Raw genomic sequence first — 16,238 nt, 5'->3', positions numbered from 1 at the left:
TGAGGGGCGCGGGCTACTGCTTGACGCCGCCGGAGGCGAGGCCGCTCTGCCAGTACCGCTGGAGCAGCAGGAACGCCACGACGAGCGGGACGATCGAGATCAGGGAGCCGGTCACGACCAGGGCGAACATGTCGCTGCTGGCGCCCGCGCCGCCGTTCTGCGCCTGGGCCGCCCACGAGGAGAGGCCCACGGTGACCGGGTAGAGGTCCGGGTCGTTCAGCATGATCAACGGCAGGAAGTAGTTGTTCCAGGTCGCGACCAGCGTGAACAGCAGGACGGTCACCAGTCCGGGGCTGAGCAGCCTGAGGACGATGCGGAAGAAGATCCGGGCCTCGCCTGCGCCGTCGATGCGGGCGGCCTCGAGAATGCTGTCCGGGACTGCGTCCTCGGCGTAGACCCGCATCAGGTAGAGGCCGAAGGGGTTGACGAGGGAGGGCAGGATGATCGCCCACGGGGTGTTGACCAGGCCCGCCTTGGCGAAGAGCAGATAGGTCGGGATCGCCAGGGCCGTGGTCGGCACCATGACCGCCCCGAGGACCAGGTTGAAGGCGGTGCGGTCGCCGCGGAAGCGGAACTTGGAGAAGCCGTAACCGCCGGCGGCGGCGAGGAGCGCGGCGCCGACCGCGCTGACGCCCGCGTACACGACCGTGTTGAGCAGCCATCGCACGAAGACGCCGTCGTCCTGGGTGAAGGTGTCCCCGAGGTTCGTCAGCAGTTGCGGAGCGTGCGAGAACCACAGGCCGAAGGTGGTGAACAGGTCCTGTGTGCTCTTGGTCGAGGCGATCAGCAGCCAGAGCAGCGGGAGGAGGAAGTAGGCGAGTGCGGCCAGCATCGCGATGGTCAGCGGGGTGCTGCGGCGGCGGCCCGACGGCCGGGGTCGCCTGCCGCGGCTCGTGCCGCCGGTGCGCTCGTCGGTCGGTGCGACGGTGTCCGGTTGCGTGAGAGCGGTCACGGGGTCCTCCTGCGGTTCGCGGTGAGCAGGACGGCGTAGGAGGCGATCACGATGACGAGGCCGAGGAGGAAGGAGACCGTGGCCGCGTAGTTGACCTGCTGGCCGGTGAAGGCGAGCGTGTACGCGTAGAGGTTCGCGGTGTAGGAGCTCGTGATGACGTCCGGGGCGATGTTCATCAGCAGCTTGGGCTCGTTGAACAGCTGGAAGCTGCCGATGACGGAGAACAGCAGGGTGAGCAGGAGCGCCGGGCGCAGGGCGGGGATCTTGATCGACCAGGCGATGCGCCAGGCGCCTGCGCCGTCCACGGCCGCGGCCTCGTACAGCTCGGTCGGGATCGTGCGCAGCGCGGCGTACAGGATGATCATGTTGTAGCCGACGAACTCCCAGGTCACGATGTTGGCCAGGCTGCCGAGCATCCAGCCGTCGCTGAGGAAGTCGGGGACGGGCAGGCTCATCTTCCGGGCGATCTGGGCGAACGGGCCGAAGTCCGGGCCGTACAGATAGCCCCACATGAGCGAGGCCACCACGCTCGGCACGGCGTACGGCACGAAGATGCCGAGCCGGATCACCCGGGCGAGCCGCAGCAGGCCGCTGTCGAGGGCGAGCGCGAACAGCAGTGCCAGCAGCAGCATCACGGGCACCTGGATCACGAAGAACAGCGCCACGCGGCCGACGCCGTGGAGGAACTGCGGATCGGTGAGGGCCTGGGTGTAGTTGTCGAGGCCGACGAACGCGGTGCCGCCGATCAGCCGCTCCTGGAAGAGGCTGAGGTAGGCGGCGTAGCCGAGCGGCGCGAGGAAGAGCAGGAGGAACAGCACCATGAACGGTGCGACGAACAGCGGCCCTGCTGACCGGCGCCGGCCAGCGCCGCCGCGCCCGGGGCGTCCCGGCCCGTCTCGACGCCGGCCCTTGGGGGAGGCCGTGGGTGTGGCGGTCATCATCGGCCCTTTCTGGGAAGAGGATGCTGCTGTGCGGGGTGGCGAGGGGAGGGTGGGAACCGGGCCGGGTCCCGCGCCGTGGAGCGGGACCCGGCGGTCCGTCAGCCCTTGACGGTGAAGCCCTGCTTCTCGGCGTACGTGGTGAGCCTCGACTGCCAGGTCCCGAGCGCGCGGGCGGTGTCGGCGCCGTCGGCCAGGGACTTGCCGACGGTCTCGGTCCAGTCGGTGGCCGCCTGGTCGAGGAACGGGGGCCACTGGAAGGAGGAGCTGACCGTGGAGCTGATGTCGGCGAAGACCTGGTTCACCTTCTGACCGCCGTAGAAGGCCGGCGCGTCGCCCACGAAGGAGGCGTCCGCGAGCAGGGCCTTGGTCGCGGGGAAGAAGAACTGCTCGGTGGCGAACATCTTCGCGCTGGCCGGGTCGCTGTTGAGGAACTTCGCGAACTGGGCCGCCGCGATGGGGTTCTTGGTGGACCGGATGACGGCGGTGGTCGAACCGCCCCAGTTGCCCGAGCTCGGCTTGGACGCGTCCCACTGCGGCAGCGGGGCCGCTCGCCACTTGCCCGCGGTGGCCTTGGCGGAGCCGGAGAGGAAGACGGGGCCCCAGGCAGCGGTGATCCAGGTGGCGTACTTGCCCTTGTTGAGCGCGGCGTACCAGGAGTCGGTGAAGTCGGGTTCGACGCCGATGACCCCTTCCTTCGCCAGGCCGCCCCAGTAGGCGCCGAGCTTCTGCGAGACGGCGTCGTCGACGCTGATGGTGATGTCGCTCTTGCCGGAGGTGACGTACGGCTTGGCGCCCGCCTGCCACAGCAGACCGTGCCAGGCGGCGACCTGGTTGGCGGCGAGGTTGGTGAGGTAGACGTCGGGGTCGGCCTTGTGGAGCTTGCGGGCGGCGGCGGCGAACTCGTCCCAGGTGGTGGGGACCGCGATGCCGTGCTTGTCGAAGATGTCCTGCCGGTAGAGCATCCCCATCGGGCCGGTGTCCTGCGGGATCGCCCACACCTCGCCGTTCGTGCCGCTGACCTGCCCCCAGGTCCAGTCGACGAACGTGTTCTTCAACGCGGCGGCGCCGTAGGGCCGCAGGTCCAGCAGGCTGTTGGTGATCGTGAACGTCGGGATCGCCTGGTACTCGATCTGGACCATGTCGGGGGCGCCGCTGCCGGCCTTCAGCGCCGTGCGCAGCTTGGTGTACTGCGGGGTGCCCTGACCGGCGTTGACCACCTTGACCTTGACGGCCGGGTACTTCTGCTGGAAGAGCGCGACCTCCTTGTCGATGTTCGGGACCCAGGTCCAGAACGTCAGCTCGGTGGGCGTCTTCATGGCCTTGTCGATGTCGGCCTGGCTGACGGCCTTGGCGGAGGAGCCGCCGGAGCCGCTGTCACCGCCGCCGCAGGCGGAGAGCGCGCTGGCGAGCGTCAGGGCTCCGGTCGCGGCGAGGAAGCCACGGCGGTTCAGGGGTGCCGAGGAGGCGGCTGAGAGGATTTTCGACATGGTGGACTCCGCAGAGGGCGTAGGGAAATCGGCGCACAGGGCGACGTGCTGTCGGGGCGTCTGCAGGCCGGGTTCGACGGGTGGGACGGCGGGACCGGCGGGGTGGGGATTCCTCGCGGGGCCGAGCGCGTCGCGCTCGTCGGCCGGCAGAAGGGCTCACGCCCGAGGAGGCGGGAGGAGGGGCGTGGGCCCGGGCAGGCGGCTCTGGGAGCGGTGTCCGGGCCCCGCGCTGGTGAGTGGGCGCGGCGACGACCGGATACGGCCGGGCCGGCTCGCGCACTCGGGTGCGGGGTGCGGGTGTGGGGGGAGGCGGATGAGCGTGGCGCGCTGTGGGCTGTGGGTGGGCTGGTCTCCCATCGTGATCGGGGAACCGGGTGCGGGCGCCCGGCGGTCAGACCGTGGTCCTCCGGGGCGCGGGGGCCGTCCGGGCGGACGCGGTCGTGCGGTTCGGCGGGGGCGCCGTCGAGGAGCGCACCACGAGGTTGACCGGCGGGTCCTCCGCCGGGATGGGGTCGGAGTCCGGGTTCTCGATGGCGTGCACCAGACGTTTGAGGCCGTCCTGGGCCGTCGCGTCGAACGGCTGGCGCACCGTCGTCAGCGGCGGGGTCACGTAGGCGGCCACCGGTATGTCGTCGAGGCCGACGACGCTGATGTCCTGCGGTACCCGGAGGCCCGCTTCCAGCAGGCCGCGGATCAGGCCGATCGCCATGTCGTCGTTGGCGGCGAACACCGCCGTGACGTCGTGGTCCGCGGCCAGCTCGTGTCCCGCGCGGTACCCGGAGGCGGCCGACCAGTCGCCCGCGATCACAGGCGGTTCGCGCCTGCCGTGCGCGGCCAGCGTCGCCCGCCAGCCCTCCATCCGGTCCCGGGCCGCGTACCAGCGCTGCGGGCCGGCGAGGTGGTGGACGGTCGGGTGCCCGAGGCCGAGGAGATGCTCGGTGACGGCCCGGGCCAGCTGGTGGGCGACGAGCCCGGCGGTCACCACCCGCTGGACGGTGAACGGCGGCGGCGCCCCGAGGATCAGGAACGGCACGTCGGCGGGGATGGAGAGGTCGGCGTCGCCCTCCTCGTCGATCGGCTCGGAGACGACGATGCCGTCCACGCCCTGCTCGAGGAGCGAGTCGACGGCGCCGGCGATGCCCGCGGCGTCGCCTTCCACGGTGTTGACCACGCGGAGCGTGTACCCCGTGTCCCGCACGGCCCGCTCCAGGCCCATCAGCAGTGAGGCGGGGCCGTAGAGCGCCGTGCCGAGCGTCACCACGCCGATGGACCGGGTCCGGCCCGAGGCCAGGGCCCGGGCGGCGTGGTTGAGCCGGTAGCCGAGGGTCTCAGCGGCTTCCAGGACACGTCGGCGCACGTCGCCGGAGACGTACTGCTCACCGTTCATGACCCTGGACACCGTCTTCTGCGAGACGCCCGCCAGCCGCGCCACGTCGATGCTGCGTGGTGCGGCGCCGGTGCTGCGGCCTGCCAGTCGTGCCATGGGTCTCTCCTGATCTCCGGCAGTCGCGCAACACGGTCGTTCGGTATGACTGCGCTGACATGACTGCGCTGACATATCTACGCAGCCAGAGGGGGCGCGTCAAGAGTTTCCGCAACATTGCCGTCATCCCGAAGCAACGCCCGGCCGTCTCGACGGACCTCGCCGGGCGCAGCTCCGCCCCTCAACTCCCTTTCCATGGCGGGGGATCGGGGAGATCCGGACTCCCGCCAGGGCTCGGGACAGGCGCGACGCGTCAGCGCACGCCCGCCGCGTCGAGCAGCACGGCCACCGTGGGGGCGACCAGACCGGTGGGTGTGTCGGCCCCGATTCCCGCACGGGCGCTGGCGCCGTCGAAGATCAGGATCAGCTGCCGGGCCAGCAGGTCCGGGTCGCTCGCCCCGCCCCGTTCGGCCTCGGTGCGGAAGAAGGCGGTGAGGTTCCCCTTGACCCGGTGGGCGACCCGGCTCGCGGGGTGACTGGGATCCTTGAGCTCGATCTGCACGACGAGGAACCGGCACCCCTGGAAGTCGGGGGCGCCCGCCTCCGACGCCAACCGGTCGAACACGTACATGATCCGCCCGCGGGGCGAACGGTCGCCGCCGGCCGGGGGCACAAGCGTCGCCACGTAGGCGGAGGCGCACTCCTCCAGGCTCGCCGCGAGCAGCTCGTCCTTGCTGTCGAAGAGCTGGTACATGGAACGCTTCGACACCCCCGCAGCCTTGCACAGGGCGTCGACGCCGACGCCGACGCCGTCTCGGTAGATGAGCGTGGCCGCCGCCTCCAGCAGCCGCGCTCGGGGACTCGACTTCACATCGGTGGTCATACGGCGAGGCTAACGCGATTCCGACCCATTGAAAACAGATCGGTTTCCGCAACGGGGGCGGCCCGGCCCGACCATTCGGGCACAGACGCACCGCCCATGACACTTGCACCGAGAAACCGATCGGTTTATCTTGGTGGAAACCGATCGGTTTCTCATTGTGCGGAGGCAGTCATGACCACTCTGAAGGGCGCGAACATCCTCGTCACCGGCGGCAGCCGGGGCATCGGCAAGGCGCTGGTGGAGGAGCTCTACGCACGCGGCGCCGGCAGGGTCTACGCCACGGCCCGCGATCCGCGCAGCGTGACGCACCCCGACGCCGTGCCCTTGGCGCTGGAGGTCACCGACCCGGCCTCCGTGGCGGCCGCCGCCGCACGGGCGCAGGACATCACCGTGCTGATCAACAACGCCGGCGCCTCGGTCGGCGCGTCCTTCCTCGACTCCCCGGTCGACGACGTGCGCCGGGAGTTCGAGACCAACTTCTACGGCCCGCTCCTGCTCACCCGGGCCCTGGTGCCGGTGATCGAGCGCAACGGCGGCGGCCACCTCCTCAACGTGCACTCCGTCCTCTCGTGGATCGCGCTCGGCGGCTCCTACAGCGCCTCCAAGGCCGCCCTGTGGTCACAGACCAACTCACTGCGCCTGGAACTGAGGCCGCGCGGGATCAACGTCACCGGACTGCACGTGGGCTATGTGGACACCGATCTCGCCTCCGGCGTCGACGCGCCCAAGTCCGACCCCCGGGCCGTCGCCGCACTCGCCCTCGACGGCATCGAGACGGACGCCCACGAGGTCCTCGCCGACGACATCTCCCGCCAGGTCAAGGCAGGCCTCGCGGACGACCTCGCGGCCCTGTATCCCCAACTGGCGGCACAGGCCGCGGCGTGACCGCCCCGGGACGGCCCCCGCTGCGGCCGTCCCGGGCATGGTTTCAGGCGGCCGTCCGGGGCGCGCGGCCGGTCGTCAGACGCCCAACGCGGCCCGCACCGCCCTCACCCGCTCGTCGGTGAACACCCCGCTCTCCAGCAGCGGCAGGATCGACTGCACACCGCCGGACGAGCCCCAGCCGCCCTCGTCGATCACCCGGAAGTTGACCCACCAGGCCGGCGCGGGCTCCTCCAGCCCGCAGGCGGCCGCCATGGCGGCCAGGACGCGCTCGATCACCTCGGCGCGCACCTCCGGCTGCCAGGCCGCGTCCATGACCGCCAGATCGATCACCATCACGTCGACCTCCGGCGCGAGGTCCGCCAGCAGCCTGCCGCCGATGGCCGCCATGTCCCTCTCGCGCTCCACGAAGTGCACCTGGAAGCCGACGCGGGCGGCCGGGGCGTGCTGCCCCACCTCGGGCACCAGCACCGCGTCCGTCAGCGTCTCGGCCAGCTGACGACGCTGCTCCAGGTCCAGGCGCCCCTTGGGCGTGTTCACGGTGATGATGGTCACGACATCCTCCTATGACGATCGTTATAGGCGGAGGCTGCACCCCTCTATAACGGCTGTCATATTCGTCCCCGGCTCCAGGCGCCGGCGTCTGGCGCCCGGTGCCTGGAGCCCGGTGCCTGGCGCCCGGTGCCTGGCGTGACTCAATCGGTGATCACAGGGCTCCGATGGATCCACTCGTCCCTGTCGGCGGCCTGCAGCATGAAGGCGGCGACGTCCGCACGGCTGATCGACGGGTTGTCCTTCATCGGCAACCGGTCGCCCGCGTCACGGTGCGTCTCCGGGCGGCCCGGCGTCCGCCGGACGGCCGCCGGGTGGCCGCCGCGGGGCGAACGGGAGGACGCTTGAAGCAGGCGGTCCGTGTTCCCGGCAGCGGTTCTGGTCACCGCGGAGGCCGCCGCCGCGCGGGCCGTCCAGCGGATGGGAGAAAGCCCATGAGGGTCGGAGTGCTGACCGGCGGCGGTGACTGCCCCGGGCTGAACGCCGTGATCCGCAGTGTCGTCCGCAAGGGCGTCGACGCATACGGCTTCGACTTCGTCGGATCGCGGGACGGCTGGCGCGGCCTGCTCCAGGACGTCGTCCTGCCGCTGGACGTCGCCAGGGTGCGGGGCATCCTCCCCCGCGGCGGAACCATCCTCGGCTCCTCCCGCACCAACCCCCTCGCCCACGAGGACGGGCTGCGACGCATCCAGGACACCCTTGCCGCGCACGAGGTGGACGCGCTCGTCGTGATCGGCGGCGAGGACACGCTCGGCGTGGCCGCCGAACTGAGCCGTCAGGGAATCCCCCTGGTCGGCGTGCCCAAGACCATCGACAACGACGTCTTCGGCACCGACTACACCTTCGGCTTCGACACCGCGGTCGGTATCGCGACCGAGGCGATCGACCGACTCCACACCACGGCCGAGTCCCACATGCGCGCCCTGGTGGTGGAGGTCATGGGGCGGCACTCCGGGTGGATCGCCCTGCACGCCGGCATCGCGGGCGGCGGCAACGTGATCCTCGTCCCGGAGCGGCCCTTCGACGTCGATCAGGTCTGCGAGCAGGTGAAGAACCGGTTCAGGATCAACTACGCGCCGATCGTCGTGGTCGCCGAAGGGGCCGCCCCGAAGGAGGGACAGGTGATCCTCAAGGACCGGTCGCGGGACGAGTTCGGCCATGTGCGGCTGTCCGGCGTCGGCGAGTGGCTGGCCCGGGAGATCTCGCAGCGCACCGGCAAGGACGCCCGCACCACGGTGCTGGGGCACGTTCAGCGCGGCGGCACCCCGAGCGCCTTCGACCGCTGGCTGGCCACGCGTTTCGGACTGCACGCCATCGACGCCGTCAAGGACGGCGACTTCGGCGTCATGGTCGCCGTGCAGGGCACCCGGATCGTCCGCGTCCCTCTCGCCGAGGCCACGGCGAGGACCAAGCGCGTCGACCCGTCGCTGTACGACGAGTTCGAGGTGTTCTTCGGCTGACCGGCCCACACGTCGCAGCACCGGCGGCGACGCGGGGAGCCGACGCACCGGTCACGTACCGCCCGCCCCGTCCCCGCCGCCCGTGCCCTCGCGCCCCGCTCCCGCGCCGCCCGTTCCCCCGCTCCCCGCGCTCCCTGCCCCGTCCGTCCCCTCTCCTCTCGCCCCCATCTCCCTGCGGTGCAGACCGGTCCGCACGGCGCCGGCCACCACCTTGGCGGCCACGCCGACGAGCAGGATGTTCCCCACCATCTGCACCATCGTGAGGACGCGCGCCGTCTGCGTGACGGCGGTGATGTCGCCGAAGCCGACCGTGCTGAACACGGTGAGGGTGAAGTACAGCGAGTCGGTCCTCGTGAGGGGCTCGGTGAAGCTGCCGGGCGTGCTGCGCTCGAGCAGGTAGTAGGCCGCCGAGAAGAGCAGCAGGTAGAGCGGAACAGTGGTGGACAGTGCCTCTACGGCCCGCAGCCGGGGGGAAGCGGAACGGGCGATCGTGTTGATCTGCCACGCGAAGAGCGCCAGCATGCCCATCAGCCCCACGACGACGCCGACGGCCGAGCCGCCCGAGAATTCCGCGTCCATGGGCAGCAGGTAGTACCCCACGACGAGTCCGGTCGCGGTCGCGACCGTACGCAGACCCGCGCGCACCGCCTGGCGGCGGACCGACCCGGACCCCCGCGCGGCGAGGCCCGCCGGGCGGCTGTCCCGGGAAGGATCCGGTCGGGTCATGTCCTGGTCCTCGGCTCGAAGGACCGTCCGGCGCGGGGCCGGGCGTCTCCCACATTTCCCGGCCGGAGCCCGTCGTCGGTGACGTCGGGTGACGTCGTCACGGCAGGGGTCAAGTGGACCTCTCCCCGCCGGCTGCGGCATCGCCCGCAGAGGGTGATCCGCGTGTCCTGCCGGCCGACGCGGTCCGCCGACTTCACCCGCGGCGGGTGATCACCCGCCGCCCGAACGCCCGCAGGCTCGGAGGTGCAGCGCTCGGCGTTGCATCTCACCGAGGAAGTGAGGAATCCACCATGAGCACGACCACGACTCATCACCGCTCGGAATCGGCCCGTGCGGGGGCCGGCGGGCTGGTGACGTTCGCCGCCGTCATGCTGTTCATCGCCGGTGTCCTCGATCTCTTCCGGGGCATCATGGCCATCGCCGACGACGACGTGTTCGTCACCACCCCGAACTACGTCTTCAAGTTCGACCTGACGAGCTGGGGCTGGATCCAGCTGGTCCTCGGAGTCATCGCCATGGCCGTGAGCGTCGGCCTCTTCTCGCGTTCCACGTGGGCGCGGGTCGTCGCGGTCGGCATCGCGGGGCTGCTGCTCATCGCGAACTTCCTGTCGATCCCGTACTACCCCGTCTGGTCGCTCACCCTGATCGCGCTGTACGCCTTCGTGATCTGGGCCCTGTGCGTCGTGCGGCGGGAGGACTGAGGAAGGGGCGCGGGTCACAGGCGCAGGACCACCAGCGCGGTGTCGTCGGTGGCGCCGGTGGAGGGCAGCAGGTCGGCCAGAAGGGCATCGGCCAACGCCTCGGGGTCGGACTGTCCGTGGCGGACGAGGGAGTCGGCCAGACGGGCCAGGCCCACGTCGATGTCCTCATGGCGACGCTCGATCAGGCCGTCGGTGTACAGGACCAGAGTGGCGCCCTCGGTGAAGGCCGTACTGGCCTCGGGCCGCCGGACGTGCTCGGGACGCGCACCGAGCGGCGGGTCGGTCGCCTGGTCGAGAAAGGTCACGGCGCCTTCCGGGTCGAGCAGGGCGGGCGGCGGGTGGCCCGCACTGCTGTACGTGAGGGTGTGGGTGGCCCAGTCGATGAACGTCTTCACCACGGTGCTCGACTCGGCGCCGTCGACATGACGGGCGTACAGGCCGAGGGCCTCCACGGCCCGGGCGGGGCCGTCGGCGACCCGGGCGGCCGCGCTGAGCGCGCTGCGCAGCTGCCCCATGACGCCGGCCGCCCGCAGGCCGTGACCGACGACGTCGCCGACGGCGACCGCGATGCGGTCACCGGGCAGGTCGACCAGGTCGTACCAGTCGCCGCACACGTTGAGGGTGCCGACGGCGGGCCGGTAGCGAACGGCCGCCCTGTGATGCCCGACCGGCGTCGGGGCGGGCAGCATCGCCGCCTGCAGAGCCAGGGCGACCTCGCGATCGTGCGCGTGGGCGCGGCGCAGACGTTCGTTCACGTCCTGCAGCTCACGGGCACGGGTGTACAGCTCGGCTTCGAGCACACGGGCCCGGCTGCTGTCGCTGCCCGTGCCCTCGCGGGCCCGGATGAGTTCGGTGACCTCCTCCACCCGGTGCACGATCAGCACCACGTCCCCGTCCGGGCCGAGGACGGGGGCGTTCACCGGGCTCCAGAAGTGCTCCACCCAGTGGCCGGGCCGCGCGCGGTCCTCGATGTCGTAACGCAGCAACGCCATGGTGTCGCGCTCCGCGGTGGCCACCACCCGCATCATCGACGCCTGGGTCTCCCGCATGCCGGCCGCCGCCGCGTCGTTGGGGTTCTCGGGGAAGACGTCGAACATGTAGCGGCCCAGCAGCTGCTCGCGGGTGCGTCCGGCCAACCGCAGGAAGTCCTCGTTGGCGTCGGCGTACACGAGGTCGGGGGTGAGCAGGGCCACCATGCCGGGGAGGGCCCGGAACACGGCCGCGTAGTCGATCCGCGGTTCCCTCATGTGCTGCCCGCCTCGGTGCCGCCCGTCACTGTGCTGCTCCACCATAGGAGGGAGAGCGCCGCCGGGCCCTGGTACTGCCCCTTCCGGCCCATGGCCGTCACCTGGGCGGCCTCACCGCGACGGCCGGGTCGGGACCGATGTCCCACCCGGTCCGGGACCCTCGGCCCAGGACGGATTCGTCCAGATGGTTCTCCGGCCCGGATACGGTCCCGCGGGCCCGGGTACGCCGCGCCGGCCCGTGGACGACGTCCTCGAGATCGTCTGACGGAGGTGAAGCGCGCACTCGGGCGCCCCTGCCACCCGGGGAGGCGGGCCGGATACCGAGCACCAGGGACCTTCGGCCCCGTGCACCCGGCCTCTCGTCGTCCGACGGTGGTGACAGGAAGGTGGTGACAGGTGCCAGGTGACAGGTGACAGGTGACAGGTGGCGCGAAACGGCCGGCGAGCGGCTGGAGGCCGACTCATGGACGCACAGGATCCGCCGTACGCATCCGGTCCGCCGTCGAGGCGCGGCGACGACGCCCCCAAGGGGGCGAACTCGCTGAGACGCACGTCCGACCGGTTCGAGCACTGGTTCCGGCGCGTCCTGGTGGTCGTTCTCTTCGTCGGCCTGCCGACGGCCTCGATCGGCGCCGGTCTGGCGTCGTACGAGGCGTCGATGCGCACCGTACGGGCCCAGACGGCGGAACGGCATCAGGTCACCGCCCGGCCGGCGTCGGCCGTCAGGGGCGGCGACTGGGCGAAGCGGCCGGCGCAGGTCCGCTGGACCGACCCCGACGGCGCCGTACGGACCGGGTCGACCCTGGTGCGGACGGGTACGCCCGCGGGCGCCGCCGTGCGTGTATGGGTCGACCGGCACGGAACGGTCACCACCGCGCCGGCGACCACGCTCAACGCGGCCGCCGGCGGGTGGCTGATCGGCGGGATGACGGCGTTCGGCGTGGCCGCCGGGCTCCACGCGACCCATGCGGGGGTGCGCCGGCTCCTGGACCGCAGACGGTATGCGCAGTGGGACGCCGAGTGGGACCTGGTCGAACCCCGTTGGTCCGCACGGTTCCGGCCATGACGGCGCCATCGGCCAACCGGCCTGCCGCACCCGTTCGTTCCGCGGCGCCGTCCCCGCCCCGCTCTCGTCCACGGAGGTCGCCATGCGCAACAGCCCGCACGTGGTGAGCGACGTGATGACACGCGCCGCCGTCGCCGTCGGCAGCGCCGCGCCGTTCAAGGACGTCGTCCGGATCATGGAGCGGTGGAAGGTGAGCGCCCTGCCCGTGCTCGAGGGCGACGGCCGGGTGATCGGGGTCGTCTCGGAGGCCGACCTGCTGCCGAAGGAGGAGTTCCGCGACAGCGATCCGGACCGCTTCACACAACTGCGGCGTCTGCCCGACCTGGCCAGGGCCGGCGCGCTCACCGCCGGGGAGCTGATGAGCAGCCCGGCGGTCACCGTGCACGGCGCCACGACGCTCGCCGAGGCGGCGCGCATCATGGCACGGCGGGACGTCAAGCGCCTGCCCGTCATCGACGACGAGGGCAGGCTCGAAGGAGTCGTGAGCCGTTCGGACCTGCTCAAGGTGTTCCTCCGGGACGACGCGGACCTCACCGAGGAGGTGCGTCACGAGGTCGTCGACCGGCTGTTCCCGCTGTCCGCCGACCACGTCCGGGTGGAGGTCGTCGAGGGTGTGGCCACCCTCACGGGCTGGGTGGACGGGATGGGGCTGATACCGGTGGCCGAGCGTCTGGCGCGGGCGGTCGAGGGGATCGTCGACGTCCACTGCCGCCTCGGCGTGGCACCGGGGCCCCGCGACCCGGTGTGAGGCGCGGCGAACCGCGGGCACGACGACCGCGGCACGACGACCGCGGCGCGGCTGGGGCGCGGGCGCGGCCGGGGCGCGCCCTATGCCTTGCGCAACGGCGCTCGCCAGATCAGGGTGGTTCCGCCGCCCTCAGGACTGCCGAGCTCCAGCCGGCCGCCCAGTTGCCCGGCCCGTTCCGCCATGTTGCGCAGCCCGCTGTGGCGGCCGTCGGCGGGAATGCCCACGCCGTCGTCGGCGACCGTCAGTCGTACCTCCCGGCCGTCCGTGGCCAGGACCACGTCGGCACGGCTCGCGCGGGCGTGCCGGGCGATGTTGGTCAGGGCTTCGGAGAGCACGGCCACCACGTGGTCGGCGGTCTCGCGCGGAACGTCGGTGTCCAGCAGCCCCTCCATCCGCACACTCGGGGCGAAGCCCAGGACCGGTGCCGCCTCCCCCACGACGCGTACGGCGCGGGCCCGCAGACCGGTCTCCCGGGCGTCGTCACGCGTGCGCAGTCCGAAGATCGTCGACCTGATGATCTTGATGGTCTCGTCGAGGTCGTCCACCGCGCGCGTCACGCGTTCGAAGGCCCCTTCGTGCTCGATGAAGCGGCCCGCGCTCTGGAGGGTCATGCCGGTGGCGAACAGCCGCTGGATCGCCAGGTCGTGCAGGTCGCGGGCGATCCGGTCACGGTCCTCCAGCACGGCGATCTGCTCGGCGTCCGCACGGCGTTCGGCCAGCTCCATGGCGATGGCGGCCTGCGCGGCGAAGGCCTGCAGCGTCTCGGTCTCCGTCGCCGAGAACGGCGGCCCGCCGGTCTCGCGCGCCAGCAGCACCACGCCTCGTGCGCCCGTCTCGCCCGTGCCGATGGGCACGGCCACCGCGGGACCGAGCCCCTTGAACCGGGGCGGCTCGAGGGAGATCCGTTCGTCGTTGTCGACGTCGACGCTGGTGATCGGAGCCGCACCGGCGAAGGCCAGTCCCATCAGGCTCCTGTCCATGGGCAGCACGAGGCCCCGGTGCGCCTCGGCGTCCGTGCCGACGGCGACCTCCACGGCGAGCGCACCGGTGTCCTCCATGGGCGACGCGACCGCGGCCAGGGCGGACTGGGTGAGCTCGCCTGCTCGCTCGGCGATCAGCCCGAGGACGTCGGTGCGCGCACCGCCGGACATGAGGCTGTGGGTGATCTCCGCGTTCGCCCGCAGCCAGCGCTCGCGCTGCCGGGACTCGGCGTACAGGCGGGCGTTGTCGATCGCGACCCCGGCCGCCACGGCCAGGGTGAGCGTGACCGAGACGTCGTCCTCGTCGAACTGGGCGCCGCCCCGCTTCTCGGTCAGGTACAGGTTGCCGAAGACCTGGTCGCGCACCCGGATCGGGACGCCGAGGAAGGTGTTCATCGGCGGGTGGTGCGCCGGGAAGCCGTACGAGGCCGGGTGGTCGGAGATCTTCGCCAGGCGCAGCGGCTCCGGGTGCCTGATCAGCTCGCCCAGGATGCCGTGGCCCTGCGGATACGGCCCGATCTCGGCGATCTGCTCCTCGCCGACCCCGACCGTGTGGAACGCCGACAGCCGCTTTCCGTCCGGACCGATCACGCCGAGCGCCGCGTATTCGGCGTCGACGAGCACCGCGGCCGCCTCGACGATGCTGCGCAGGGCCTGTTCGAGGTCCAGCTCGCGGCCGACGGCGAGGACGGCCTCCAGCAGGCTGTGCACGCGGTCGCGGGTGCCGCGGGCAGCATCGAGCCGCGCCTGCAACTCTTCCAGCAGCTCGTCCAGTCGCAGCTGGGGCAGCCGTACGCGGGCCTCCTCCGGGCTTCCCACGCGTGCTCCTCCGCTTCCCCTCGACGCTCGGACGCACACGCCTCCGATCATGTTCACGTTAGTGCGCCGCGGGAGCGCGCGGTAGCGGGCCCGGCCGGGCGCCGGCGGTTTCCCGCCGGGCCGGCCGGTCCCGAGGGGAGGACCCGGCCCGAGGGGAGGACCGGCAGCCCCTGCCTGTCCGGTGCGGAGGTTCGGAGCGTTGAGAGAGTTCGGAGCGTTCAGACCGTGATGCGGCGTCCCGTGACGGCGAACGGTTCGACGCCCGGTCATGGCCGGGCCCGCTTGGGCCGTCCGGCCGACCCCGCGCGCCGGACGGCCCTCCCCGCGGGCGACGGTCGGTGGGCGGCAGAGGCCGCCGGTCGGGCGGTGGTGCTGTCGGCCGCCTGTCGGTGCACGTCTGCGCGGCTCGCCGTCCGTCGGTGCGGTGGCGTCGTGGTGTTCGGCCTCGGGCACGGCGGGGTTCCTGAAATCGCCGATGGGGAAGGCCACTCCCGTCACTCCTGCTCGGGGACGACGGCGACGGCGCAGTGGGAGTGATGCAGGACCGTGTGCGCCACGCGCCCCAGCTGGAGCCCCAGGTGTCCCGGATTGCGACGGGCCCCGACGACCAGCAGGCCGGCTCCGCGCGAGGCGTCGACCAGGACCCTCCCGGCAGGTCCCTCGACCGTCCGCCGGCGCAGCTCCGTCTCTTCGGGCGTCTCCTGCAGCGCCTGGTCCAGGACCTCGACGGCGTGCTGCTCATGCGGCCGCGCGGGCTCCCCGGAGAGCAGGGGGTGGTCCGCGCTCTCGTGCGCGGGGCACCGCCAGGCCCGTACGGCGTCCAGCGTGGCGTGGCGCAGTCGCGCCTCCCGGACGGCGAAGCGCAGGGCGGCGGAGCCCGTGCCTTCCTCGCCGACGCCCACGACCACCCGGCCGCGCGCGCCTGCCCGGACCTGGTCGTCGTGGCCGCCGCGCACCACGATCACCGGGCAGTCCGCATGGGCGGCGACGGTCAGGCCGACCGACCCGAGCAGCGTCGAGACGAGGCCGCCGCGGCCTCGGGTGCCGAGCACCAGCGCGGAGGCGGTGTGTCCCTCGTGGACGAGCGCGTACTCGGGATCCTCCGGCAGTACGGCGGTGGAGATCCCGACGCCGGCCTGCCGGCGTCGGGCGCGCTCCGCGGCCACCCGCACGATGTCCTCGGCCCGCACCTGCTCGGACGGCTTTGCGACGTCCTCCGCGAGGGACTCGCCCTCGTAGCGCTCCCAGAGGGAGGCGTACACCAGCCGCAGCGGGACCCCGCGCAGGGCGGCCTCGTCGGCCGCCCAGTCGACGGCCCGCAGGCTCGGCTCCGAGCCGTCCACTCCGACGACGACGGGGAGAGCCATGGCG

15 protein-coding genes are annotated in these 16,238 nt (G+C 72.2%); 5 read left to right on the top strand and 10 right to left on the bottom strand.

Translation table 11 applies throughout. The features are described from left to right. Positions 1 to 13: 13 nt before the first annotated feature. From ACH4ZA_RS19660 to ACH4ZA_RS19640, 5 genes are all read right to left on the bottom strand, one after another. The gene (locus tag ACH4ZA_RS19660; RefSeq protein WP_398430613.1) at positions 14 to 952 is read right to left on the bottom strand and encodes a carbohydrate ABC transporter permease; all 939 of its coding nucleotides are present in this window, start codon (positions 950 to 952) and stop codon (positions 14 to 16) included. Continuing rightward, entirely contained in the window at positions 949 to 1,893 is a 945-nt protein-coding gene (locus tag ACH4ZA_RS19655) for a carbohydrate ABC transporter permease (RefSeq protein ID WP_398430612.1), read from the bottom strand. Before ACH4ZA_RS19655 ends, ACH4ZA_RS19660 begins: the two co-directional genes overlap by 4 nt. Before the next feature lie 98 nt (positions 1,894 to 1,991). Then, positions 1,992 to 3,380 (bottom strand): ABC transporter substrate-binding protein, encoded by a 1,389-nt coding sequence (locus tag ACH4ZA_RS19650; protein WP_398430611.1) that lies wholly within the window; start codon positions 3,378 to 3,380, stop codon positions 1,992 to 1,994. A gap of 391 nt (positions 3,381 to 3,771) precedes the next feature. Beyond that, on the bottom strand, positions 3,772 to 4,863 hold the full coding sequence (locus ACH4ZA_RS19645) for a LacI family DNA-binding transcriptional regulator (protein ID WP_398430610.1): 1,092 nt from the start codon (positions 4,861 to 4,863) through the stop codon (positions 3,772 to 3,774). Positions 4,864 to 5,116: 253 nt separating this feature from the next. Next, positions 5,117 to 5,686: a TetR/AcrR family transcriptional regulator gene (locus ACH4ZA_RS19640; RefSeq protein WP_398430609.1), complete on the bottom strand. Its 570-nt coding sequence runs from the start codon at positions 5,684 to 5,686 to the stop codon at positions 5,117 to 5,119. A gap of 171 nt (positions 5,687 to 5,857) precedes the next feature. On the opposite strand from ACH4ZA_RS19640, the gene ACH4ZA_RS19635 reads away from it, so the two are divergent. Then, entirely contained in the window at positions 5,858 to 6,571 is a 714-nt protein-coding gene (locus tag ACH4ZA_RS19635) for an SDR family oxidoreductase (RefSeq protein WP_398430608.1), read from the top strand. Between the two features lie 75 nt (positions 6,572 to 6,646). On the opposite strand, the gene ACH4ZA_RS19630 is transcribed toward ACH4ZA_RS19635, so the two are convergent. Beyond that, positions 6,647 to 7,123, bottom strand: a complete 477-nt coding sequence (locus ACH4ZA_RS19630; protein ID WP_398430606.1) for a 4-oxalocrotonate tautomerase family protein — start codon at positions 7,121 to 7,123, stop codon at positions 6,647 to 6,649. A gap of 431 nt (positions 7,124 to 7,554) precedes the next feature. On the opposite strand from ACH4ZA_RS19630, the gene ACH4ZA_RS19625 reads away from it, so the two are divergent. Further along, entirely contained in the window at positions 7,555 to 8,580 is a 1,026-nt protein-coding gene (locus ACH4ZA_RS19625) for a 6-phosphofructokinase (RefSeq protein WP_398430605.1), read from the top strand. A gap of 51 nt (positions 8,581 to 8,631) precedes the next feature. On the opposite strand, the gene ACH4ZA_RS19620 is transcribed toward ACH4ZA_RS19625, so the two are convergent. Further along, positions 8,632 to 9,306, bottom strand: coding sequence for a potassium channel family protein (locus tag ACH4ZA_RS19620; RefSeq protein ID WP_398430604.1), 675 nt, complete (start codon positions 9,304 to 9,306; stop codon positions 8,632 to 8,634). Between the two features lie 290 nt (positions 9,307 to 9,596). Here ACH4ZA_RS19620 and ACH4ZA_RS19615 point away from each other — a divergent pair, with 290 nt between their 5' ends. Beyond that, entirely contained in the window at positions 9,597 to 10,007 is a 411-nt protein-coding gene (locus ACH4ZA_RS19615; RefSeq protein ID WP_398430603.1) for a hypothetical protein, read from the top strand. A 14-nt stretch (positions 10,008 to 10,021) separates the two neighbouring features. Here the strand turns inward: ACH4ZA_RS19615 and ACH4ZA_RS19610 are convergent, their stop codons facing one another. Continuing rightward, complete coding sequence (locus tag ACH4ZA_RS19610; RefSeq protein WP_398430602.1) at positions 10,022 to 11,254, bottom strand: PP2C family protein-serine/threonine phosphatase; 1,233 nt, start codon at positions 11,252 to 11,254, stop codon at positions 10,022 to 10,024. A gap of 463 nt (positions 11,255 to 11,717) precedes the next feature. Between ACH4ZA_RS19610 and ACH4ZA_RS19605 the strand changes: the two genes are divergently transcribed. Further along, entirely contained in the window at positions 11,718 to 12,320 is a 603-nt protein-coding gene (locus ACH4ZA_RS19605; RefSeq protein WP_398430601.1) for a hypothetical protein, read from the top strand. 82 nt (positions 12,321 to 12,402) lie between these two features. Next, entirely contained in the window at positions 12,403 to 13,068 is a 666-nt protein-coding gene (locus tag ACH4ZA_RS19600; RefSeq protein WP_398430600.1) for a CBS domain-containing protein, read from the top strand. Between the two features lie 80 nt (positions 13,069 to 13,148). Here the strand turns inward: ACH4ZA_RS19600 and ACH4ZA_RS19595 are convergent, their stop codons facing one another. After that, a complete protein-coding gene (locus tag ACH4ZA_RS19595) occupies positions 13,149 to 14,867 on the bottom strand; it encodes a GAF domain-containing protein (RefSeq protein WP_398430599.1) in 1,719 nt (572 codons plus the stop codon). Positions 14,868 to 15,361: 494 nt separating this feature from the next. Further along, positions 15,362 to 16,234, bottom strand: coding sequence for a universal stress protein (locus ACH4ZA_RS19590; protein ID WP_398430598.1), 873 nt, complete (start codon positions 16,232 to 16,234; stop codon positions 15,362 to 15,364). Between the last annotated feature and the right edge of the window lie 4 nt (positions 16,235 to 16,238).

This window comes from Streptomyces sp. NPDC020597, assembly GCF_044335095.1.
GTDB lineage: Bacteria > Actinomycetota > Actinomycetes > Streptomycetales > Streptomycetaceae > Streptomyces.
This window is presented reverse-complemented; position numbering and strand designations above follow the sequence as displayed.

Coding starts and splice junctions, on each gene's coding strand:
- ACH4ZA_RS19620 (WP_398430604.1), bottom strand. CDS start 9,306: ATGACCCGACCGGATCCTTCCCGGGACAGCCGCCCGGCGGGCCTCGCC.
- ACH4ZA_RS19615 (WP_398430603.1), top strand. CDS start 9,597: ATGAGCACGACCACGACTCATCACCGCTCGGAATCGGCCCGTGCGGGG.
- ACH4ZA_RS19610 (WP_398430602.1), bottom strand. CDS start 11,254: ATGAGGGAACCGCGGATCGACTACGCGGCCGTGTTCCGGGCCCTCCCC.
- ACH4ZA_RS19640 (WP_398430609.1), bottom strand. CDS start 5,686: ATGACCACCGATGTGAAGTCGAGTCCCCGAGCGCGGCTGCTGGAGGCG.
- ACH4ZA_RS19650 (WP_398430611.1), bottom strand. CDS start 3,380: ATGTCGAAAATCCTCTCAGCCGCCTCCTCGGCACCCCTGAACCGCCGT.
- ACH4ZA_RS19590 (WP_398430598.1), bottom strand. CDS start 16,234: ATGGCTCTCCCCGTCGTCGTCGGAGTGGACGGCTCGGAGCCGAGCCTG.
- ACH4ZA_RS19645 (WP_398430610.1), bottom strand. CDS start 4,863: ATGGCACGACTGGCAGGCCGCAGCACCGGCGCCGCACCACGCAGCATC.
- ACH4ZA_RS19625 (WP_398430605.1), top strand. CDS start 7,555: ATGAGGGTCGGAGTGCTGACCGGCGGCGGTGACTGCCCCGGGCTGAAC.
- ACH4ZA_RS19635 (WP_398430608.1), top strand. CDS start 5,858: ATGACCACTCTGAAGGGCGCGAACATCCTCGTCACCGGCGGCAGCCGG.
- ACH4ZA_RS19605 (WP_398430601.1), top strand. CDS start 11,718: ATGGACGCACAGGATCCGCCGTACGCATCCGGTCCGCCGTCGAGGCGC.
- ACH4ZA_RS19655 (WP_398430612.1), bottom strand. CDS start 1,893: ATGATGACCGCCACACCCACGGCCTCCCCCAAGGGCCGGCGTCGAGAC.
- ACH4ZA_RS19600 (WP_398430600.1), top strand. CDS start 12,403: ATGCGCAACAGCCCGCACGTGGTGAGCGACGTGATGACACGCGCCGCC.